This is a genomic window from Shinella curvata (assembly GCF_022899935.1).
In the GTDB taxonomy this organism is placed as follows: domain Bacteria; phylum Pseudomonadota; class Alphaproteobacteria; order Rhizobiales; family Rhizobiaceae; genus Shinella; species Shinella curvata.
Window position 1 is genome coordinate 198293 of record NZ_JALJCJ010000002.1, and the last position, 20232, is coordinate 218524.

Here is a 20232-nt window from a genome sequence, read left to right on the forward strand (position 1 = left end):
TCGCTGGGGCGTTACGTCGAGAGGTCGCACTCGTAGCGCGGCGCGCCGTCGCGGACGGCAAAGCCCGTCTGCCAACCGAATTCGGCTTCGTCTTGGCTGGCGAGCTTTTTCTGTGCTGCCGCGCCGCGTTCCTTGAACGCCGCTTCCGCCTGCTTCAGCGCGTTCGTCGCGAAGACAACGGTATGTGAGCTGAAGCCGCTTTCGAGTTCGGTAATATAGACCTCGATCTCCTTGACCGGCACGTTGCGCCAGGTGCCGTCCAGCACCGGCAATGTGATGTGCAGGTATTCGTCCACCGACTGGACGGCGGGCTTGCCGAACACGGACTCGTAGCCTTCGGGGATGGCGACCGTGCCTTGCTTTCGCGCGAAGGCGTAGGTCGACTGGAGCAGGTCACCAAGCGCGTCGGTGTAATTGCAGGCATCGTCGAAGCCCGCGAGAAGCGGGTCGAGCGGCTGTGCCACCGCTGCCACGGGCAGGGCAAGCCCGACGAGGGCCACGATCACGGCTGTTTTACCACGCATAAGGTCCTCCGTTTGCTCGTCCGCGTCACCCTTCCCAATAGGGCAGGGCGCCGTAGAGGTCGGCGAGATAATCGATGAACAGCCGCACCTTGACCGGCAGGAACTGCCGGCTCGGATAGACGGCCGACAGGACCACGTTGCGCGATCCCTCGTATTGCTGCAACACCTGCACGAGGCCGCCGGTCTTCAGCGCCGGGCCGACATCCCAGGTGGAGCGAAGCGCGATGCCCATGCCGGAGAACACCGCCTCGCGCACCACTTCGCTCGAATTGGTGTAGAGCGGTCCCTGCGGGCGATAGGTGACGCCGCCTTCCGGGCCTTCGAGCCGCCAGACGTCCTGTGTATGCGGCGGCAGGCAGACATGATCCGCCAGGTCCTCCAGCGTGGCCGGCGTGCCGTGGCGGGCAATATAGGCCGGGGACGCGCACAACACGCGCCTAACCGGGGCAAGCCGGCGGGCGACGAGCGAGGAATCCGACAATTCACCGATCCGGATGGCAAGATCGAAGCCCCCGCCGACAATATCGGAAAAGTCATCGGTAAGCAGGAGGTTCACGGTAAGCTCGGGGTGGGCGTCCATGAAGCCCTTGAGATTGGGCGCGATATGCATCCGGCCGAAGGAGGTCGGTGCGGAAATGCGCAAAGTGCCGCGCACGGCGCCCGAGCGGCCGGAAACGAAGGACTCTGCCTCCTCGATGCCCGCAAGGATGCCGACGATGCGCTCGTAAAAACCCTGGCCGGCCTCCGTCAGGGAAATTTGCCGCGTCGTACGCTGGAAAAGCCTTGTGCCGAGGCGTTCCTCCAGTCTTTTTACGCGCTTGGAGATCACCGCCGGGGATAGACCGAGTGCCCGCCCTGCTGCCGACATACTTCCCATGGAGATCACGCGAGAGAAGATTTCGAGATCGCCGAGGTTTGTCATTCAGTCGCGTCCAATTGTTGCCGAAGCGGACAAAATGCTTAGCATTTGCGCCTTGCAATAGGAAGTGGTAAAGAAAACAGACCACTTGAGCGTGGAGGTGAAGGGATGGATCAGATCGGGTTTCTTGAGTCGCGGCAGGCCGTGCTTTCGCGCCGTCGCGAGATCGTTGCCGACCTTCTCGACCTCCTGCCGCGCGGCTGCCTCGTGCATGAGCCGCGCGAGCTCGTGCCGTTCGAGACGGATGCCTTCGTGTCCTATCGCCGCCTGCCGCTCGCCGTCGCCCTGCCGGAGACGACCCAGCAGGTCGCGGCCGTGATGAAATATTGCCACCGCTACGGCGTGCCCGTCGTGCCGCGCGGTGCTGGCACCTCGCTTTCGGGCGGCGCCATCCCGCAGGAGGATGCCGTCGTCATCGGCCTTTCCAAGATGTCGCGCATCCTGGAGGTCGATTTCGCGAACCGCGCCGCGGTCGTGCAGGCCGGTGTCACCAACCTCGCGATTTCCGAAGCGGTTTCGGCCGACGGCTATTTTTACGCGCCCGATCCCAGTTCGCAGCTTGCCTGCACGATCGGCGGCAATATCGGCATGAATTCCGGTGGCGCGCATTGCCTGAAATATGGCGTGACGACCAACAACCTGCTCGGCGTCAAGCTGGTGCTGATCGACGGCACCATCGTGGAACTCGGCGGCAAGGCGCTCGATGCCGGCGGACTGGATTTGCTTGGCGTCGTCTGCGGTGGCGAAGGCCAGCTCGGCATCGTCACGGAGGCGACCGTCCGTCTCGTCGCCAAGCCCGAGGGCGCGCGCCCCGTTCTGTTCGGCTTCGACAGTTCGGAGGAGGCAGGCGCCTGCGTTGCTGACGTCATCGGTGCCGGTATCATCCCCGTCGCCATCGAATTCATGGACAAGCCGGCCATCGAAATCTGCGAGGCTTTTGCGCATGCCGGTTATCCCATGGATGTCGAAGCGCTGCTGATCGTCGAGGTCGAAGGCTCGGAGGCGGAGATGGAGGCGATGCTGGCCAGCATCATCGAGATCGCCGGCCGGCATGGTGTGAAGGTCGTCAAGGAAAGCCAGTCGGCGACGGAGGCGGCCCTCATCTGGAAAGGCCGCAAATCCGCGTTCGGTGCGACCGGCCGCATCGCCGACTATATCTGCATGGACGGCACCGTGCCGCTCGGCCAGTTGCCCGCCGTGCTGCGCGGCACAGCCGAGATCGTCGAAAAATACGGCCTGCGCGTCGCCAATGTCTTTCATGCGGGCGACGGCAACATGCATCCGCTCATCCTGTTCAATGCCAACGACCCGGAGGATGCCGCCAGGGCCGAAGCCGCAGGCAACGAAATCCTGAAACTCTGCGTCGATGTCGGCGGATGCCTGACCGGGGAGCATGGTGTCGGCATCGAGAAGCGCGACCTGATGCGCCATCAATACGGCGATGCCGACCTCGCCCAGCAGATGGCGGTGCGCGCCGCCTTCGATCCGCAATGGCTGCTCAACCCCTCCAAGGTCTTCCCGCTCGAAGGGCGCCCCGCCTAATGACACCGATCCACGAACCGCTTTCCGAGGAGGCCGCCAGCCGTCTCGTCCAGGTGGCTGCCCTTTCGAAATCGCCTTTCGTCATCCGCGGCGGCGGCACGCGCAGCCTGCACGGGTTGCCTGACGGTGCCGACGTGCTCTCGGCGCGCGGGCTCAACGGCATCGTCGCCTACAACCCGGCCGAAATGACCATGACCGCCCGCGCCGGCACGCCGCTGGAGGTGGTGGAAGCCGCCCTTGCCGAGAAGCGCCAGATGCTTGCCTTCGAGCCGAACGACCTGCGCGGTGTGCTTGGCACCTCCGGCATTCCCACCATCGGCGGCGTCTTCGCCACGAATGCCTCCGGTCCACGCCGTCTCGTGGCGGGCGCTGCGCGCGACAGCCTGCTCGGCGTGCGTTTCGTCAACGGCAGGGGCGAAGTGGTGAAGGCCGGCGGACGGGTGATGAAAAACGTCACCGGCCTCGATCTCGTCAAATTGCTCGCCGGCTCGCATGGTTCGCTGGCGTTCCTGACGGAAGTCACCTTCCGCCTGCTGCCCGTGCCGGAAACCGCCGTCACGGTCATCATCTCCGATCTCAACGATGCGGAGGCCGCCGCTGCCATGGCGACGGCCATGTCGATGCCTGTGGAGGTGTCGGGCGCAGCGCATCTGCCCGAGAGCGTCCGAAGCCGGTTTGCCGGCGGGGCACTGCCGCAGGGCGCGGTAACCGCGCTGCGTCTTGAGGGCCTTGCCGCCTCCGTCGCCGTGCGCAGCGAAAAGCTCATCGCCGCCATGACCCGCTTCGGCGCCGTCTCCCACCTCGAAGCCGAGGGGACACGCCGTCTCTGGCGCGAAATCCGCGATGGCGCGCCCTATGCCGACGGCACGCCGCGTCCGCTCTGGCGCGTCTCCGTCGCGCCCGTTGCCGGTCAGCAGCTTGTTGCGGCGCTGCGCCTCGAGACCGGCGTCGATGCCTTCTACGACTGGCAGGGCGGGCTCGTCTGGCTGCGCATGGAGGCCGATCCCGAGGCCGCGTTGCTCCGCCGCTACATCAAAGCCGTCGGTGGCGGGCATGCGACGCTTCTCAGGGCCCGACCGGAGGTGCTGGCCGCAATGCAGGCGTTCCAGCCGCAGGCCGAGACGATCACGGCGCTGCAGGCGCGGGTGAAAGCGAGCTTCGATCCGGCCGGGCTGTTCATATCCCCGATGGTCGGCTGAGAAGGATCATCCGATGCAAACCAACTTCACCGCCGAGCAGCTTGCCGATCCCCATGTCGCGACATCGGAAAAGATCCTGCGCAAATGCGTGCATTGCGGCTTCTGCACCGCGACCTGTCCCACCTATGTCACGCTCGGCAACGAGCTCGACAGTCCGCGTGGACGTATCTACCTCATCAAGGACATGCTGGAGAATGACCGCCCCGCCGACGCCGAGGTGGTGACGCATATCGACCGCTGTCTCTCCTGTCTTGCCTGCACGACCACCTGTCCCTCCGGCGTCGACTACATGCATCTGGTCGATCACGCGCGCATGCATATCGAGGCCACCTACAAGCGCCCGTTCTGGGATCGGCTGACACGCGCCCTGCTTGCCGCTACGCTGCCCTATCCGGGTCGTTTCCGCCTGGCACTGAAGGCTGCAAGCCTTGGCCGGCCCTTTGCGAGCCTTCTGAAACGCTTCAAACCGCTGGAACCGTTTGGCGTAATGCTGGACCTTGCGCCGCGTAACCTTGCGAAGGCATCCGCCACGGCAAGGCCCGGCATGCATCCGGCCGCCGGCGAGCGCCGCGGCCGCGTCGCGATCCTGTCCGGTTGCGCTCAGCCCGTGCTGAAGCCGGAGATCAACGCGGCGACGATCCGGCTTCTGACACGGCTCGGCGTCGAGGTCGTGGCGCCTGCGGGCGAGGTGTGCTGCGGCTCGCTCGTCCACCATATGGGTCGTGAGGCGCAAGCGCTGGAAGCGGCGCGCCGCAATGTCGATATCTGGCTCGGCGAGATCGAGAGGGGCGGGCTCGATGCGATCATCATCACGGCCTCGGGCTGCGGCACCACGATCAAGGACTACGGCTTCATGCTGCGTCTCGATCCGGCCTATGCGGAGAAGGCCGCCCGCGTTTCCGCGCTCGCCAGGGACGTGACGGAGTATCTCGCAACACTCGACCTGCGGGAGCAGGAGGCCAAGGGCCTGACGGTCGCCTATCATTCGGCTTGCTCCATGCAGCATGGCCAGAAGATCACGCTGGCGCCGAAGATACTGCTCAGGAAGGCGGGCTTTGTCGTGCGCGATCCGGCGGAGGGGCATCTCTGCTGTGGTTCGGCCGGCACCTACAATATCCTGCAGCCGGAAATCTCCGGCAAGCTGAAGGCGCGCAAGGTCAAGAACATCGAGGCGACGAAGCCGGACCTCATCGCGACGGGGAATATCGGCTGCATCACGCAGATTGCGACCGGAACAGAGATTCCCATCCTGCATACGGTGGAACTGCTCGACTGGGCCTATGGCGGGAACAAGCCGGCCGTGCTTTCCTGAGCCCTGTCACATCGGGAACAGCCGCAGTCCGCTTGCCCTGCTACAGGAGCGGCATCGACCCGTCAGGAGATCTCCATGCGCCGCATTCTGCTTTCGCTCGCCACCCTCGCCGCCCTCTCGTCGCCCGCTCTGGCCACCGGCGGTTTCAACTGCGCGGTCAAGGACAAGAACGTCTCGTTCGAAGCCGAAGCGGGCTTCAGCTACAGCCTTGGCGGCATCCTGAATTTCCGCGGCACGCTGGCGCTTCCCACCGATCTTGCCCAGAAGGGGCTCGACAAGGTGATACTCGACCAGTCTTCGTTGACGCATCACTGGCTGCACGATGGCGAGCTGCGCCTGCTTGTTCATGCCGAGTCCGGCGAGAACCAGCCGTTTGCGGCCCTCGATTTCGTCATGCTGACGACGGTGGACGAAGAGGGCATGAACTTCGAGGGGACCTACACGCTGAAGGTCGAGGGCGAAAAGTTCGACGAGGCGGTCAGGCGCACCGGCAAGATATCCTGCTCGGCCGGCTGAAACGACGATGCCGGCACTAGGCCGGCATCGAAAACATTGACTGTTGCGGCTGATTCAGCCGCCGAAGCCGAAGAGATTGCCGAAGAAATCGACACCCTTGTCGTTGTAGCTGACCGCACCCTGGCGGTTGCCGGGGCCGACGACCACGACCTTGGTTCCGACATCGGCGCGCGAATAAAGATGCTCCACATCCTTGTTCATCATGCGGATGCAGCCAGACGACATGTTCTGGCCGATCGTCCAGGGCTGGTTCGTGCCATGGATGCGGAAGATCGTGTCGCGTCCGCCCTTGTAAAGGTAGAGCGCGCGGGCGCCGAGCGGGTTGTCCTCCCCGCCTTCCTGGACGACGGGCAGGATACGGCCCTTCTTGGCCTCACGACGGCGCATCTCGGCCGGCGGCGTCCAGCTCGGCCATTCCGCCTTGCGGCCGACCTTCACCACACCCGACCAGCCGAAGCCGTCACGGCCGACGCCGATGCCGTAGCGCGTCGCCTTGTTGTTGCCTTCGACATAATAGAGGAACTTGTTGTTGGTATCGACGATGACGGTGCCGGGCGCCTGGTCGGTGACGAAACGCACCTTGGTGCGCTTGTATTTCTGCGCCACCTGTTTCTTGCTCTGCTGGACGACCAGCGTGACGTCGGATGTCGTTGCAGTCTGGCTTGTCTTGAGCGCGCCGGGGAAGGCGCTTGCCGAGGTCGCCGGCATGACCGCCGTGGCGGCGATCGTCGCTGCCAGCAAGATCGGTGCATATTTCCGCATGGTGAATTCCCTCTCAATCCCTGATGCCGCGAGGCTAGCCGAGTTTTGACCGATTTCAAGTCGGCTTTCCCGCAGGAAGACGAATGGGAGGGCGGTTTTCTTCGTTCTGTTGCCGAAGGGGCGGCCATGAACGCAAACATCTCCGGCTGCGGGACAGCCGGAGATGTTTCGATTTCAGCCGACGTTTGTCTCAGATCACGATGACTTTGGTGCCGACAGCGACGCGGTCGTAGAGATCGACGACGTCCTCGTTGCGCATGCGGATGCAGCCCGACGAGACCGCATAGCCGATGGTCCAGGGCGCGTTCGTGCCGTGGATGCGGTAGAGCGTCGAGCCGAGATACATGGCGCGCGAGCCGAGCGGGTTTTCCGGGCCGCCTTCCATGGATGCCGGCAGGTAATGGCCCTTCGCGGCCTCGCGGGCGACCATTTCCTGCGGCGGTGTCCAGGTCGGCCATTCGGCCTTGCGGGTGATCTTGTGGGCGCCTGCCCATTCGAAGCCCGGCTTGCCGACGCCCACGCCGTAGCGTCGCGCCTGGCCGTCGCCGAGCACGAGATAGAGGAAGCGGTTGTTGGTATCGATCACGATCGTGCCGGCCTTGTGCTCCGTCTCGTAGGACACGGTCTGCGGCAGGTACATCGGGTCGAACTTCGACTTGATGGCGTTGCGCGCCTGGCCGCCGGCCGAGACCTGCTCGACGCGGGCGGCGTTTTCGCGGCGGATGACGCGGCGCTGCTGCACCTGCTGGCGCTGGATGACGCGGCGCGTGCTGACGGCCGGCTGCACGCCTTCGCCGGTCAGCTGCATCACCCAGGGGGCGGTGAGGTCGGGGCTGATGATGATGGGTGGCTTGCTTATATACCGGTCATTGGCATGGGCCACTGTCGTCGTGGCAAGAAGGGTGGTCGCCAAAAACATTCGTATCAACATCGGACGTACTCGCTACTGATCGTCGCCGGTCTGCGCCGCTAGAAAACATTGCGGCGCCGGTTCGGGCAAATGCTTGCACCCTCCGATGAAGCGAATGGTAAACGACCGTTCATGAAACATGCATCGATCCGATAAAGCTTTGAGTAGGGTTATTGCCGGCTTTCCAAATGTGGTTGACGAGTGGTAAAGCGGAACAAAAGGAAAACGGAGGCGATGATGACGGTACGGGGACTGCTGGACGGCGACGATGGGCGCACGCGTTGCGCATGGCACGGCAATCTGGACGACTATCGCCGCTACCATGACGAGGAATGGGGACATCCCGTTACCAGCGATATCAGGCTCTTCGAGAAAATCTGCCTCGAAGGCTTCCAGTCCGGCTTGTCTTGGCTGACGATCCTGCGCAAGCGCGAGTCGTTTCGCTCAGCCTTCGCCGGCTTCGATTTTGACAAGGTCGCCGCTTTCGACGACGCGGACATCGCCCGCTGCCTTGCCGATACCGGCATCGTACGGCACCGCGGCAAGATCGTCTCGACCATCAACAATGCCCGCCGCGCACAGGCGTTGCGTGAGGAATTCGGCACGCTCGCCCGCTATTTCTGGAGCTTCGAGCCGACGCCGCAGGAACGGCCCGAACGCGTGGAGTGGGACGTCATCGTCGCCAATCCCACGACGCCCACCTCCGTACGCCTGTCCAAAGACCTGAAGAAACGCGGCTGGACCTTCGTCGGCCCCACCACCGTCTACGCTTTCATGCAGGCGATGGGTCTCGTCAACGACCATGTCGAGGGTTGTTTCTGCCGTCCGGAAGTCGAAGCGAAGAGAAATAGCCTTTCGCGTCCCTAATTCTAGGGATGCCGACACAAATATATCTTTGATTCTACAACGAATCATGTAGCTTGATCTCAAGCGGCATTATCATACATCGAAAGTTCTGGGGGCGACCTGCGCGTGCGTAGTCGTGATGAGCCGCTTTGTGCTGAATGATTTGGCATGAGGGGACACATGGCGCCAAAAGCATCCGCATTCGACGATTCTCGTCTTGAAAACTGGGCCTGCGACAAGGCTCAGGAAATCATGCTTCGGGAAGGCTTTCGCCTCATCCGGACCGCCCGCAGCGGCAGCAACACCGAACTTCGCGAAACAAGTCTTCTGATGGCCCGCGTCATCGCGGCTTCGCTTGTCGAGGCCTCGGCGGCCCAAAGAGCACTTCCGCCCGGCGAATAGGCTGCCGCGCAGCGTCTGAACGATCCTGCTGAAAGGCCCGCCGGTTTCCCGGCGGGCCTTCCTTTTTAGACTTGGCTTTCGTCAAGCGTTACTTGGCGTTCTTTGCCAGCCATTCCTTCATCATCGCAATCTCGCCCTCCTGGGCGGTGATGACGTCCTGCGCCAGCTTGCGGATCTCGGCATCCTTGCCGTGCTCCAGTTCCACCTTCGCCATGTCGATCGCCCCCTGATGGTGGGCGATCATGCCGCGCACGAAGTCGACGTCGGCATTGCCGGTAAAGTCGATGGCCATGGCTGCATGCATCTTCGCGTTGGCATCGATGAAAGCCTGCGTGGAGGGGCTGCTGCTTTCGGCCGGCGCGTCCATCGTCATGCCCTGATGGGCGGAATGATCGGCCTCCTGGGCGATTGCAGGCAGGGTAAAGGCGAGCGAAAGGGCTGCGCCAAGAAACAGGGTCTTTGCGTTCATTGTCTTTTCCAGTTCTGAACAGAGTGAGGGGAAATGTCTCGGTCTGTTCAGGCCCGGGGAGGGGGATTAAGCGGCCGCAGCGCAAGGCCGGCAAGGGCCGGCGGTAGGGCAGGCGTGTGTTCCGACAGCACAAGCAGGCGCCCGGCGGGTTCGATCCGTTCGGCCTCTATCGCAAAACAGGCGGAACAGGCGACGGGGTGAGCCATCGGCTTGGTCTTGCCATGATCACCACCGCCGTCCTTGCCGTTCATGTCATGCATGGCATGCACGCCGGCAGGCTGGCCGACACTGAGCGTCGCCGCCATCGCCGGCAGCCAGCCGGAGAAGAGCGCGCCCAGAATGGCGAATAGGAACAGAACCTGCCTCATGAAACGAGAGATAGGTGCGCGCCCCATAAAAGGGAAGGGGTCAGTTCAACGCTTCCGGCCTTGAGCCCATGCGCACACAGAGCCGCGCCACCGCGAAAGTGCCGCGGATCATGCCGCTCGTGCCATCGACCGTATCGGACTGGCCGAAACAGAAGACCGGGCGATAGAGGCCAGGCCCTGGACGCAGCGTCGTGGAAAAGGTGAAGACGCTGGGCGACGTTGCCGCGTCCTCGAGCGCTTGCAGCACCTTGGAAAGGTCTGCGGAATCGTACAGGCGAATGAGGTCCATGATACCGCAGGGGCTGCTGCCAATTCCGTGCAGGCTTGCTGTTTCCGGTCCTAGCCGCACGACGCCGGTTGCAAGTTCCGCACTCCATTCTTCACACACGAAGGCGCTCTCCAGCTCGCTTGGATTGATGCCGATGATCTCGGCTACGGAGGCGAGCTGGGCGGAATGGGTCGTCGCTTTTAGTGCCATGCGGTCTGGTCCAGAGAGGGACAACCGATGCTCCAGGCAGTCGGCTGGCGAGGCGCGGGAATAGGCCGTCATGGCCGTCACCTCTGGAAACATCGTAATTGCACGTTTGGCGACTTGCGAAACGGCAGTCACAGACGTTTACCTGGAGTTAACGGTAGCCGACATCATCGGCGGCAGGAAGCGGAGTCTCTGGTAGTTTGCTCCACTTTTTGGCGTATTATTGATGATCGTCACGTCGAAGGGTTGAATTTGCGCGATTTCGTCCTCAGCACGGGCCATGATCTCATCGATCAATTGCGCGCCTATCGCCTGAAGGTCGGTCTGGCGCAGGCCGATATCGCGTGGAAACTCGGCTTCTCGACGGCGACGGTCTCCCGTTGGGAGCGCGGCACGGCCGCGCCCGATCTGCGCGCGACGGGGGCCATCGTCGATTTCCTGCGCCGCGCCGATGCGCAGACCGAACGGCGCCTGCTTGCCTCCATCCTGGCCTCAGGCGAAAGCCGCAATCTCTGGGAGGGGCGCGACATCCGCTATCTCGGCGGCTCGCAGCAGGAATATCGCGAAAGCCCGGAAATGCGCGCCGTCGTCGGCACCAGCATCCGCCGTTTCCTCACGGGTCACTACCGCGCCTGCATCGAGGATCAGGCGCTGGTCGCAAGCCTCTATGCCCGGGAGGTGGCGAGCATCGAGATCTATGGCGGCCCCGCTTTGTCCGTGACCTCCATTCCCGAGGGCTATGTGCAGATGAAGCGGCTGTCCTTCCAGTCGGAAATGCGCGGCGTCATCCGCGGCGACACCCATTCGATCCTCATTCCCGAGACGCAGGCGCAAACCGCCTCCGCCGTGATCGTGCACAGTTGGGATACGCTGTCGCGCCGACCGTAAGGGGGCTTTTGCGCCTTGCCGCTGCCCGTCCAATCCGCTAGGAAACCGGCAACGGAAATACAGGAATTTCGGGTATCCCGATGAGCGAAAAGCAGAAAAAACCGCAGAAGCTGAAAGCCCGCCTGCCGCGCGGCTTCGTCGACCGTGACGCGCTGGACATCCGCGCCGTCAATGAGATGACGGTGAAGATCCGCGAGGTCTATGAACGCTACGGCTTCGATCCCGTCGAAACCCCGCTCATCGAATATACCGACGCGCTGGGAAAATTCCTGCCCGACAGCGACCGCCCGAACGAGGGCGTCTTCTCCGTGCAGGATGACGACGACCAGTGGATGTCGCTGCGCTACGACCTGACGGCGCCGCTCGCCCGCCATGTCGCGGAAAATTTCAACGAGATCCAGCTACCCTACCGCACCTATCGCGCGGGCTATGTCTTCCGCAACGAGAAGCCCGGTCCCGGCCGCTTCCGCCAGTTCATGCAGTTCGACGCCGATACGGTGGGCGCTGCCGGCGTGCAGGCGGATGCCGAGATGTGCATGATGTTCGCCGACACGATGGAAGCGCTCGGCATTGCCCGCGGCGACTATGTCATCCGCGTCAACAACCGCAAGGTTCTCGATGGCGTGATGGAAGCGATCGGCCTTGGGGGCGACGACAAGGCAGGCGCGCGTCTGACCGTGCTGCGCGCCATCGACAAGCTCGACAAGTTCGGTCCCGAAGGCGTCCGGCTTCTACTCGGCGCCGGTCGCAAGGATGAATCAGGCGACTTCACCAAGGGCGCCGGCCTTGCCGACGACCAGATCGAGAAGGTCCTCTTCTTCGTCGGCATCAAGGATTATGCCGAAAGCGCTGCCGACCTCGCCAAGCTGCTGGAAGGCAGCACGCGCGGCGGCGAAGGCGTCGAGGAGCTGAACCAGATCGGCCATCTCGTCACTTCCGCCGGCTACGGCTCCGATCGGATCAAGATCGATCCTTCCGTCGTGCGCGGCCTCGAATATTACACCGGCCCGGTCTTCGAAGCCGAGCTGCAATTCGCCGTCACCAACGAGAAGGGCGAGAAGGTCGTCTTCGGTTCGGTCGGCGGCGGTGGCCGTTATGACGGCCTCGTCTCGCGCTTCATGGGCCAGCCGGTGCCGGCCACCGGCTTCTCCATCGGCGTCTCGCGCCTGATGACCGCGCTGAAGAACCTCGGCAAGCTCGGCGCCGAAGACGTCGTTGCACCCGTCCTCGTCACCGTCATGGACGGCGATATCGAGAGCATGGGCCGCTACCAGCGCTTCACGCAGGAACTGCGCGCCGCCGGCATTCGCGCCGAAATGTACCAGGGCAACTGGAAGAAGTTCGGCAACCAGCTGAAATATGCCGACCGCCGCAACGCCCCCGTCGCCATCATCCAGGGTGGCGATGAGCGTGCCGAAGGCCTCGTGCAGATCAAGGACCTGATCGAGGGCAAGCGCCTCTCCGGCGAGATCGAGGACAACACGACCTGGCGCGAAGCCCGCGTGGCGCAGGTTTCCGTGCCGGAAGCCGACCTCGTCGCCAAGGTGCGTGAAATCCTCGAGGCGCAGGCCGAAGACCGGGCGCGGGCCGGCTGACATGCCTCTCGTCAACCTCCCCGCCTTCGCGCCCGACCTGATCGCCGATCTTGAAAAGCTCGGCACGGAGCGCGTCGATACGCCGGTCATCCAGCCGGCGGAACCCTTCCTCGATATGGCGGGCGAGGACCTGCGCCGACGCATCTTCATGACGGAGAGCGAGACGGGCAAGAGCCTGTGCCTGCGCCCGGAATTCACCATTCCCGTCTGCCTGCGCCACATCGAGACCGCCACCGGCACGCCGAAGCGCTATGCCTATCTTGGCGAGGTCTTCCGCCAGCGCCGCGAAGGCTCGAACGAGTTCTATCAGGCCGGCATCGAGGACCTCGGCGAGCCCGACGTCGCCCGCGCCGATGCGCGTGCCGTGCATGATGCGCTCGCCGTGTTGAAGAACCGCCTGCCGGGCCGCAAGCTCTCCGTCGTGCTCGGTGACCAGTCGGTCTTCGAAGCGGTCGTCGCCGCCTGCGGCCTGCCGGCCGGATGGCAGAAGCGGCTGGTCCATGCCTTCGGCAACCAGGCGCAGCTGCAGAAGCTGATGGCCGCTCTCTCCAATCCCGCGCCCTCGGGCACCTTCGGCCCGGAGGTCGAGCGCCTTGCCATTTTTGGCACGCTCGACGACGAGGCGCGTCTCATCGCCCATATCGACGAGACGATGGAAGCGACCGGCTATTCCACCAATGCCAGCCGCAGCCCGGCCGATATCGCGCGCCGCCTGCGCGAAAAGATGGAACTTGCCAACACCCGCCTCGACGGCCGCACGCTCGCGCTGCTCAAGGAATTCCTGGCGCTGGAACTGAGCCTTGCCGATGCCCCCAGGGCGCTTGCTGCCTTCGCCGACAAGGCCGGCCTGTCGCTTGGCGCGGCACTTGCCCGCTTCGAAAGCCGCGTTGCGGCGCTCAGTGAAACCGGCGTCGATCTTGCCGATATCACCTACCGCGCGGCCTTCGGCCGCCCACTCGATTATTACACCGGCCTCGTCTTCGAGATCGCGCCGGAGGGTGACGCGCTGGTGCTCGCCGGCGGCGGCCGTTTCGACCGGCTGCTGACGCTGCTCGGCGCTAAGGAACGCATCCCGGCCGTCGGCTTCTCGCTCTGGCTCGACCGCATCGCAAGCGTCAAGGGGCAAGCCGCATGACCATCACCATCGGCCTGCCCTCCAAGGGGCGCATGAAGGAAGACAGTTCCGCCGTGCTCGCCCGCGCCGGCTTCACCGTCACAGCCGTCGGCAATGACCGTTCCTATCGCGGCCGTGTCGAAGGTCGCGACGATATCGAAATCGCCTTCCTCTCGGCCTCCGAAATCTCCCGAGAGATCGCCAACGGCACCGTCGATTTCGGCGTGACGGGGGAAGACCTCGTGCGCGAGGGGCTGGCGGAAGCGGATGCCCGCGTCGAATTCTGCGCCCGCCTCGGCTTCGGCCATGCCGATGTCGTCGTCGCCGTGCCGGAAATCTGGCTTGATGTCGATACGATGGCCGATCTCGGCGACGTCGCCGCTGATTTCCGCGCTCGCCACGGCCGTCGTTTGACGATCGCCACCAAATACTGGCGGCTGACCCAGCAGTTCTTCTCCGGCAACCACGGCATCCAGCTCTACCGCATCGTCGAAAGCCTCGGAGCGACCGAGGGGGCTCCGGCCTCCGGCTCGGCCGATATCATCGTCGACATCACCTCGACGGGCTCTACGCTCACCGCCAACCACCTGAAGATCCTGTCCGATGGCGTGATCCTGAAATCGGAAGCCTGCCTCGTGCGTGCCCGCAAGGCCGAGCATGCGGGTGATCCGGTGGTCGCTGAGATCATCCAGGCCGTGCGCGGCGCGCTCTGAGATGGAGGAGGCCGACCGCATCGCCGGCCTCTACGAACGCCACGCGGCAACCTTCGACCGGGTCCGCGGTCGCGAATTTCTCGAAAAACCGTGGATCGACCGTTTTGCCGCGCCGCTTACGGCCGGCGCGGCCGTCCTCGACCTGGGTTGCGGCTCCGGTGAGCCGATGGCGGCGAGCCTCATCGATCGCGGATTTGCCGTGACGGGCGTGGACAGTTCCGAAACCCTGATCGGTCTCTGCCGCGCACGCCATCCGAAAGGTGACTGGCATGTCGGTGACATGCGCGGCTTTAAGTCGGAAAAGACCTTCGCCGGCATTCTCGCCTGGCACAGCTTCTTCCATCTCGCACCCGATGATCAGCGCGCGATGTTTCCGCGTTTCGCCGCCATGGCCGCGCCCGGTGCCATGCTGATGTTCACCTCCGGCCCGGCGCACGGCGTCGTCATCGGGCGTTTCGCAGGCGAGCCGCTCTATCATGCCAGCCTGGATGCGGCGGAATATCGGGCGCTGCTCGCGCAAAGCGGTTTCTCCGTGGTCGAGCACGTTGTCCAGGATCCGGATTGTGGTGGTGCGACGGTGTGGCTCGCGCAAAAAGCCGGCTGACGGTCGGTTGCCGGCCACGGATCCCGTTCCTATATGCTCCATCTACCCCAGAAGGAGCTCGCCCGCCTTGTCCGATCTTTCCGCCTTCCCCATCACCAAGAAATGGCCCGCCAAGAACCCCGACATCCTCCAGCTCTATTCGCTGCCGACGCCGAACGGCGTGAAGTTGGCGATTGCTCTGGAAGAACTCGGTCTAGCCTATGAGCCGCATCGCATCGAGTTCGGGCCTGACGGCGTAAAGTCGCCGGAGTTCATTTCGCTCAATCCGAACGGCCGCATTCCGGCGATCATCGACCCCAATGGTCCCGACGGCAGACCGATCGGCCTCTTCGAATCGGGTGCTATCCTCGTCTATCTCGCGGAAAAGACCGGCAAGCTGATCCCGGCCGATGCCGCCGGGCGCTACGAGACGCTGGCCTGGGTGATGTTCCAGATGAGTGGCGTCGGGCCGATGTTCGGCCAGTTCGGCCATTTCCACAAGTTCGCTGCCGACAAGGTCGCCAACAATCCCTATCCCGCCGAGCGCTACCGCGATGAATCGCGGCGCCTGCTCTCCATTCTCGAAGAGCGGCTGAAAGATCGTCAGTGGATCATGGGCGACGAATACACGATCGCCGACATCACGACCTTCCCGTGGATCCGGGGTGCCGACATCTTCTATGGCGGCCGCGAAGCGCTGGGCTATGCCGATTTCCCTAGTGTCATGGCGTGGCTGGAGCGCTGCGTCGCCCGTCCGGCAAGCCAGAAGGGCCTCGAAATCCCCGCCAAGGCCTGACGCAAACGAAAAATCCGGCGGCGTGGTGGCGTGTTGACGCCGCCCGCCGACGCGGGCTACGTCTGGGAAAACAGGCAAGGGACGGAAATATCGTGACGGGAAGACTGGTTGTTGTGGGCGGCGGTCAGGCCGCATTCGCCCTCGTTGCCAAATTGCGTGCGCTGAAGGACGAGCGGCCGATCACCATCGTCGCCGCCGAAGCAAGCCATCCCTACCAGCGACCGCCACTGTCGAAGAAATACCTGCTCGGCGAGGCCGATCTCTCCCGCCTGATGTTCCGCCCGGAAAACTGGTACCCCGACAACAATGTCGAGATCCACCTCTCCACCGAGGTGACGGCGATCGACCGCGATGCCAAGACCGTGACGCTCAGCGACGGTTCGACGCTGCATTACCAGTTCCTGGCGCTGGCGACCGGTGCGACACCGCGCCGCCTGCCGGCTGAGATCGGCGGCGACCTCGATGGCGTCTTCACCGTGCGTGATTACCGCGATGCCGACCGACTTGGTCTGGAAATGCAGGAGGGCCGCCGGGCGCTGGTCATCGGCGGCGGCTATATCGGGCTGGAAGCAGCCGCCGTTGCACGGGGCAGGGGGCTTCATGTCACGGTCATCGAAATGGCCGACCGCATCCTCGCCCGCGTCGCCTCGCCGGCCACGGCCACCATTCTCAAGGCCATCCACAACGCCCGCGGCGTTGATGTGCGCGAAAAGACCGGCCTCGTGCGCCTGCTCGGCGAAAACGGTCGCGTCACCGGCGCGGAGCTGACGGACGGCTTCGTGCTGCCCGTCGATGTCGTGATCGCCGGCATCGGCGTGACGGCCAACGACCAGCTTGCCCGCGAGGCCGGCCTTGAGGTCACCAACGGCATCGTTGTCGATGTCCATGCCCGAACCTCCGATCCCGCGATCTTCGCCATGGGCGACTGCGCCGTGCTGCCCTTCGAGGGCAATCGCGTGCGGCTCGAATCCGTGCAGAACGCTGTCGATCAGGGCGAGGCCGCTGCCGCCGTCATCGCCGGCGGCGAAGCGCCCTATGAGCCGAAGCCTTGGTTCTGGTCGGATCAGTATGACGTGAAGCTGCAGATCGCCGGTTTCTGCATGGGCTTCGACGACACGTTCGTGCGCCCCGGCCAGCGCGAGGGCAGCGTTTCTGTCTGGTATTTCCGGGAGGGCAAGCTCATCGCGGTCGATGCGGTCAACGACGCCAAGGCGTATGTGGTCGGCAAGAAGCTGATCGAGATGGGGCGCACGCCGGACCGGGCGGCGCTGGAAAATCCGGAGACCGACCTTAAGGCGTTGACGCTGTAAGGGTTTCGCTGATGAGGTGTGGTGCCGACTGTTACATGCCATAACAGTTGCATCATTTTGATATTCGTTAAGTATGATAAAAGGCGGGCCTACCGGATGCCGCCGAATACTTTCTGAATTCACTCATTTTTCAGTCTTCTCCGGCTGAGTGGAGCGACATAGCAGCTCCCACCCGGTGAATTCCCCATGCTCCGTATCCTGACCTGCCTGACCGTCGAGCACGACCTGCGGCTCGTTTTGCTCGCGGCTCTGATCTGCTTCCTCTCCTGCTATGTCGCGGTAACGCTGACGCAGCGGGCGCTGGTCGCCAAGGGCACGGCACGCACTCTGTGGCTGGGCGCGGCGGGCACGTCGAGCGGCTTCGGCATCTGGGCGACGCATTTCATCGCGATGCTGGCCTATGACCCCGGCATGACCATGGGCTTCGATATGGAGCCGACGCTGATTTCACTCGGTGTCGCCATTGGCGTCACGACGCTCGGCCTTGCGGTGGCGACCTATGTCGGTGGTCGCAGCGCGGTGGTCGCCGGCGGCATGCTGCTCGGCGCGGGGGTCACCTCGATGCATTACATCGGCATGTCGGCATTGGAACTGCCGGGTGTGCTCACCTGGGATTGGCCCTATGTCGTCGCCTCGATCATCTGCGCGGGCCTTTTCGGTGCGCTTTCGCTGATTTTCTGCGTGCGCCCGCAGCATCGCGTGGGTGATCGTATCTTGGCGACCGGCCTGATGGCGCTCGCCGTGGTCTCGCTGCATTTCACCGCCATGGCCGCCGTCCGCATCGAGCCGGGCCTGATGCCGGTCGGCGACGATACGCTGATCTCGACGAGCCTCATGGTGCCGTTGATCGCCGTCGTCGCCTTCTCGCTGCTTTTTACCGGATTGACCGCAGCGGTCTTTGCACGTCAGGCGGAGCTGGCGGCCAACGAAAGCACGCGCCAGTTCGCCATGCTCGTGCAGGGCGTCAAGGACTATGCCATCTACATGCTCGACCCGCAGGGCCGCGTCGCCAACTGGAACGAGGGTGCCGAGCGCAACAAGGGCTACAAGGCGCACGAGATCGTCGGCCAGCATTTCTCCCAGTTCTACGGTGAGGATGAGCGCGTCGCCGGCCTGCCGGAGCGGGCGCTGGACATCGCCCGCACGGAGGGCAAGTACGAAAGCGAGGGCTGGCGCTACCGCAAGGACGGTACGCGCTTCTGGGCGCATGTCGTGCTCGACCCCATCTATGATGCCGGCGGCGCACTCGTCGGTTATGCCAAGATCACCAAGGATGTGACGAAGGAAAAGGCAGATGCCGACCGGCTCGCCGAAGTCACCAAGAACCTTGACCTGGCCCTTGAAAACATGACGCAGGGCCTTTGCCTCTTCGACAAGGACGAGCGCCTGCTGATTGCCAACAAGCGCTACAGCGAACTCTTCAATTTCCCGGAAGGCCGCATCCAGCCGGGCATGACGCTGCGCGAGATCGTCGACCAGGGCGTCGCCGACGTCTTCGTCGATCCCGATATCTGGAAGCCGCGGGCGCGCGACATGTATGCGCGCCGCCGTGCCGCCATCCAGGCCAATGATGGTGGAGCGATCGTCGAAAAGCTGTCCAATGGCGTATCCGTGCAATTGCGCTATCGCACGCTGCCGGATGGCGCCTGGGTCGCCACCTATGAGGACATTTCCGAACGCCTTCGTTCCGAGGAACAGATCTCTTTCCTCGCGCGCCACGACGGCTTGACCGGCCTGCCGAACCGCGCAAGCTTCAACACCAGCCTGGAGGCCGATCTTGTCTCGGCGCGCCGCTCCGGCGGTCTGGTCGCGGCCATCGGCATCGACCTCGACAAGTTCAAGGAAATCAACGATACGCGCGGCCATGCCGCCGGCGACGAGGTTCTGACCACGCTCGCCCGGCGCATGCAGGCCTGCCTGGAGGCCGACGAGACCGTCGCGCGCTTCGGTGGCGATGAGTTCGCCGCTTCCAAGCGCTTCGAGGACATGGCCGATCTCACCGATTTCCTCCAGCGCCTCGAAGCCTGCCTCAACGATGAAATCCGCATCGACGGCTATGACATCAAGCCCGGTGCGAGCCTCGGTGTCGCCATCTATCCGCAGGATGCCGACACGGTCGAAGCGCTGCTCAACAATGCCGACCTTGCCATGTACCGTGCCAAGGACGCGTTGACCGAAACGGTCTGCTTCTACGAGGTCTCGATGGATGAGGCCGCCCGCAGCCGCCGCCTCATCGCCAACGATCTGTGGCAGGCCGTGGAGCGTCGGGAGCTGCAACTGCACTATCAGGTGCAGAAGGCGGTCAATAGCGGCGAGACGCTCGGCTACGAGGTGCTGTTGCGCTGGCACCATCCGGTGCGCGGTACGATCCCGCCATCCGAATTCATTCCGATTGCGGAAGCGTGCGGCGCCATCCTGCCGATCGGCGAATGGGTGCTGCGCGAAGCCTGCCGCGAGGCCGCGACCTGGGGCAATGATTACAAGATCGCCGTCAATCTCTCGCCCGTCCAGCTCGGCAATGCCGATGTCGCCGATCTCGTGCATCGTGTGCTGCTGGAGACCGGTCTCAGCCCGCGCCGGCTGGAGCTCGAAATCACGGAATCGACGATCATCGGCGACAAGGAGCGGGCGCTCAACACGCTGCGCCGCATCAAGGCCTTCGGTGTCACGATCGCCATCGACGATTTCGGCACGGGCTACTCGTCGCTCGAAACGCTGCGCGCCTTCCCCTTCGACAAGATCAAGCTCGACCGCAGCTTCATGAGCGAGGTGGAGGCGAGCCCGGAGGCGAAGGCCATCATCCGCGCCATCCTGGCGCTCGGCCAGACGCTGCGCGTTCCGGTGCTTGCGGAAGGCGTGGAGACCCGCAGCCAGCTCGACATACTGCTCGATGAAGGCTGCGACGAGGCACAGGGCTATTTCCTCGGACGTCCGGTGCCCGTGGAGCGCATCCGCGTCGATACGGAGAAGAGCGAGGCGGCGTAACGCC

Annotated in this window: 21 protein-coding genes; 14 read left to right on the plus strand and 7 right to left on the minus strand. The window is 63.9% G+C overall.

Annotated elements, in window-relative coordinates:
- Positions 1 to 11 precede the first annotated feature (11 nt).
- Both MUU55_RS06920 and MUU55_RS06925 read right to left on the minus strand, forming a co-directional pair.
- Positions 12 to 524: a hypothetical protein gene (locus MUU55_RS06920; protein WP_244760053.1), complete on the minus strand. Its 513-nt coding sequence runs from the start codon at positions 522 to 524 to the stop codon at positions 12 to 14.
- Positions 525 to 549: 25 nt separating this feature from the next.
- Positions 550 to 1446, minus strand: a complete 897-nt coding sequence (locus tag MUU55_RS06925) for a LysR family transcriptional regulator (RefSeq protein WP_244760054.1) — start codon at positions 1444 to 1446, stop codon at positions 550 to 552.
- A gap of 105 nt (positions 1447 to 1551) precedes the next feature.
- Here MUU55_RS06925 and MUU55_RS06930 point away from each other — a divergent pair, with 105 nt between their 5' ends.
- From MUU55_RS06930 to MUU55_RS06945, 4 genes are all read left to right on the plus strand, one after another.
- Entirely contained in the window at positions 1552 to 2985 is a 1434-nt protein-coding gene (locus tag MUU55_RS06930) for an FAD-linked oxidase C-terminal domain-containing protein (protein ID WP_244760055.1), read from the plus strand.
- Positions 2985 to 4184 carry an FAD-binding protein gene (locus tag MUU55_RS06935; protein ID WP_244760056.1) on the plus strand — a complete coding sequence of 400 codons (1200 nt, stop codon included), beginning with the start codon at positions 2985 to 2987 and terminating at the stop codon, positions 4182 to 4184. Before MUU55_RS06930 ends, MUU55_RS06935 begins: the two co-directional genes overlap by 1 nt.
- 13 nt (positions 4185 to 4197) lie before the next feature.
- Positions 4198 to 5496, plus strand: a complete 1299-nt coding sequence (gene glcF / locus MUU55_RS06940) for a glycolate oxidase subunit GlcF (RefSeq protein ID WP_244760057.1) — start codon at positions 4198 to 4200, stop codon at positions 5494 to 5496.
- Between the two features lie 75 nt (positions 5497 to 5571).
- Positions 5572 to 6012: a hypothetical protein gene (locus MUU55_RS06945; protein WP_244760058.1), complete on the plus strand. Its 441-nt coding sequence runs from the start codon at positions 5572 to 5574 to the stop codon at positions 6010 to 6012.
- 54 nt (positions 6013 to 6066) lie between these two features.
- On the opposite strand, the gene MUU55_RS06950 is transcribed toward MUU55_RS06945, so the two are convergent.
- Together MUU55_RS06950 and MUU55_RS06955 are read right to left on the minus strand one after the other, a co-directional pair.
- Entirely contained in the window at positions 6067 to 6774 is a 708-nt protein-coding gene (locus tag MUU55_RS06950; protein ID WP_244760059.1) for a L,D-transpeptidase, read from the minus strand.
- 190 nt (positions 6775 to 6964) lie between these two features.
- A complete protein-coding gene (locus MUU55_RS06955; RefSeq protein ID WP_244760060.1) occupies positions 6965 to 7705 on the minus strand; it encodes a L,D-transpeptidase in 741 nt (246 codons plus the stop codon).
- 216 nt (positions 7706 to 7921) lie between these two features.
- On the opposite strand from MUU55_RS06955, the gene MUU55_RS06960 reads away from it, so the two are divergent.
- Positions 7922 to 8551 (plus strand): DNA-3-methyladenine glycosylase I, encoded by a 630-nt coding sequence (locus MUU55_RS06960; RefSeq protein WP_244760061.1) that lies wholly within the window; start codon positions 7922 to 7924, stop codon positions 8549 to 8551.
- Between the two features lie 159 nt (positions 8552 to 8710).
- Positions 8711 to 8932, plus strand: a complete 222-nt coding sequence (locus tag MUU55_RS06965) for a hypothetical protein (RefSeq protein WP_244760062.1) — start codon at positions 8711 to 8713, stop codon at positions 8930 to 8932.
- An 88-nt stretch (positions 8933 to 9020) separates the two neighbouring features.
- Here MUU55_RS06965 and copM read toward each other — a convergent pair whose 3' ends face one another.
- Genes copM through MUU55_RS06980 form a run of 3 tightly spaced genes read right to left on the minus strand, consistent with a single transcriptional unit; the run spans position 9021 to position 10319 of the window.
- Entirely contained in the window at positions 9021 to 9401 is a 381-nt protein-coding gene (copM, locus tag MUU55_RS06970) for a CopM family metallochaperone (RefSeq protein WP_244760063.1), read from the minus strand.
- A gap of 47 nt (positions 9402 to 9448) precedes the next feature.
- Positions 9449 to 9769, minus strand: coding sequence for a hypothetical protein (locus MUU55_RS06975; protein WP_244760064.1), 321 nt, complete (start codon positions 9767 to 9769; stop codon positions 9449 to 9451).
- Between the two features lie 40 nt (positions 9770 to 9809).
- Positions 9810 to 10319: a hypothetical protein gene (locus MUU55_RS06980; RefSeq protein ID WP_244760065.1), complete on the minus strand. Its 510-nt coding sequence runs from the start codon at positions 10317 to 10319 to the stop codon at positions 9810 to 9812.
- Positions 10320 to 10496: 177 nt separating this feature from the next.
- On the opposite strand from MUU55_RS06980, the gene MUU55_RS06985 reads away from it, so the two are divergent.
- The 8 genes from MUU55_RS06985 to MUU55_RS07020 all read left to right on the plus strand — a co-directional run bounded on the left by MUU55_RS06985 (position 10497) and on the right by MUU55_RS07020 (position 20228).
- Positions 10497 to 11132: a helix-turn-helix domain-containing protein gene (locus tag MUU55_RS06985; protein WP_244760066.1), complete on the plus strand. Its 636-nt coding sequence runs from the start codon at positions 10497 to 10499 to the stop codon at positions 11130 to 11132.
- Positions 11133 to 11212: 80 nt separating this feature from the next.
- On the plus strand, positions 11213 to 12727 hold the full coding sequence (hisS, locus tag MUU55_RS06990) for a histidine--tRNA ligase (protein ID WP_244760067.1): 1515 nt from the start codon (positions 11213 to 11215) through the stop codon (positions 12725 to 12727).
- A gap of 1 nt (position 12728) precedes the next feature.
- Positions 12729 to 13862 carry an ATP phosphoribosyltransferase regulatory subunit gene (locus tag MUU55_RS06995; protein ID WP_244760068.1) on the plus strand — a complete coding sequence of 378 codons (1134 nt, stop codon included), beginning with the start codon at positions 12729 to 12731 and terminating at the stop codon, positions 13860 to 13862.
- Positions 13859 to 14554: an ATP phosphoribosyltransferase gene (gene hisG / locus MUU55_RS07000; RefSeq protein ID WP_244760069.1), complete on the plus strand. Its 696-nt coding sequence runs from the start codon at positions 13859 to 13861 to the stop codon at positions 14552 to 14554. The genes MUU55_RS06995 and hisG overlap by 4 nt, the downstream gene beginning before the upstream one ends.
- Before the next feature lies 1 nt (position 14555).
- Complete coding sequence (locus MUU55_RS07005; RefSeq protein WP_244760070.1) at positions 14556 to 15158, plus strand: class I SAM-dependent DNA methyltransferase; 603 nt, start codon at positions 14556 to 14558, stop codon at positions 15156 to 15158.
- A gap of 67 nt (positions 15159 to 15225) precedes the next feature.
- Positions 15226 to 15933, plus strand: a complete 708-nt coding sequence (locus MUU55_RS07010) for a glutathione binding-like protein (protein ID WP_244760071.1) — start codon at positions 15226 to 15228, stop codon at positions 15931 to 15933.
- 92 nt (positions 15934 to 16025) lie between these two features.
- On the plus strand, positions 16026 to 17243 hold the full coding sequence (locus tag MUU55_RS07015; protein ID WP_244760072.1) for an NAD(P)/FAD-dependent oxidoreductase: 1218 nt from the start codon (positions 16026 to 16028) through the stop codon (positions 17241 to 17243).
- Between the two features lie 186 nt (positions 17244 to 17429).
- Entirely contained in the window at positions 17430 to 20228 is a 2799-nt protein-coding gene (locus MUU55_RS07020) for a bifunctional diguanylate cyclase/phosphodiesterase (RefSeq protein WP_244760073.1), read from the plus strand.
- Positions 20229 to 20232: the final 4 nt, after the last annotated feature.

Coding starts and splice junctions, on each gene's coding strand:
- MUU55_RS06920 (WP_244760053.1), bottom strand. CDS start 524: ATGCGTGGTAAAACAGCCGTGATCGTGGCCCTCGTCGGGCTTGCCCTG.
- MUU55_RS06925 (WP_244760054.1), bottom strand. CDS start 1,446: ATGACAAACCTCGGCGATCTCGAAATCTTCTCTCGCGTGATCTCCATG.
- MUU55_RS06930 (WP_244760055.1), top strand. CDS start 1,552: ATGGATCAGATCGGGTTTCTTGAGTCGCGGCAGGCCGTGCTTTCGCGC.
- MUU55_RS06935 (WP_244760056.1), top strand. CDS start 2,985: ATGACACCGATCCACGAACCGCTTTCCGAGGAGGCCGCCAGCCGTCTC.
- glcF (WP_244760057.1), top strand. CDS start 4,198: ATGCAAACCAACTTCACCGCCGAGCAGCTTGCCGATCCCCATGTCGCG.
- MUU55_RS06945 (WP_244760058.1), top strand. CDS start 5,572: ATGCGCCGCATTCTGCTTTCGCTCGCCACCCTCGCCGCCCTCTCGTCG.
- MUU55_RS06950 (WP_244760059.1), bottom strand. CDS start 6,774: ATGCGGAAATATGCACCGATCTTGCTGGCAGCGACGATCGCCGCCACG.
- MUU55_RS06955 (WP_244760060.1), bottom strand. CDS start 7,705: ATGTTGATACGAATGTTTTTGGCGACCACCCTTCTTGCCACGACGACA.
- MUU55_RS06960 (WP_244760061.1), top strand. CDS start 7,922: ATGACGGTACGGGGACTGCTGGACGGCGACGATGGGCGCACGCGTTGC.
- MUU55_RS06965 (WP_244760062.1), top strand. CDS start 8,711: ATGGCGCCAAAAGCATCCGCATTCGACGATTCTCGTCTTGAAAACTGG.
- copM (WP_244760063.1), bottom strand. CDS start 9,401: ATGAACGCAAAGACCCTGTTTCTTGGCGCAGCCCTTTCGCTCGCCTTT.
- MUU55_RS06975 (WP_244760064.1), bottom strand. CDS start 9,769: ATGAGGCAGGTTCTGTTCCTATTCGCCATTCTGGGCGCGCTCTTCTCC.
- MUU55_RS06980 (WP_244760065.1), bottom strand. CDS start 10,319: ATGACGGCCTATTCCCGCGCCTCGCCAGCCGACTGCCTGGAGCATCGG.
- hisS (WP_244760067.1), top strand. CDS start 11,213: ATGAGCGAAAAGCAGAAAAAACCGCAGAAGCTGAAAGCCCGCCTGCCG.
- MUU55_RS06995 (WP_244760068.1), top strand. CDS start 12,729: ATGCCTCTCGTCAACCTCCCCGCCTTCGCGCCCGACCTGATCGCCGAT.
- hisG (WP_244760069.1), top strand. CDS start 13,859: ATGACCATCACCATCGGCCTGCCCTCCAAGGGGCGCATGAAGGAAGAC.
- MUU55_RS07005 (WP_244760070.1), top strand. CDS start 14,556: ATGGAGGAGGCCGACCGCATCGCCGGCCTCTACGAACGCCACGCGGCA.
- MUU55_RS07020 (WP_244760073.1), top strand. CDS start 17,430: ATGCTCCGTATCCTGACCTGCCTGACCGTCGAGCACGACCTGCGGCTC.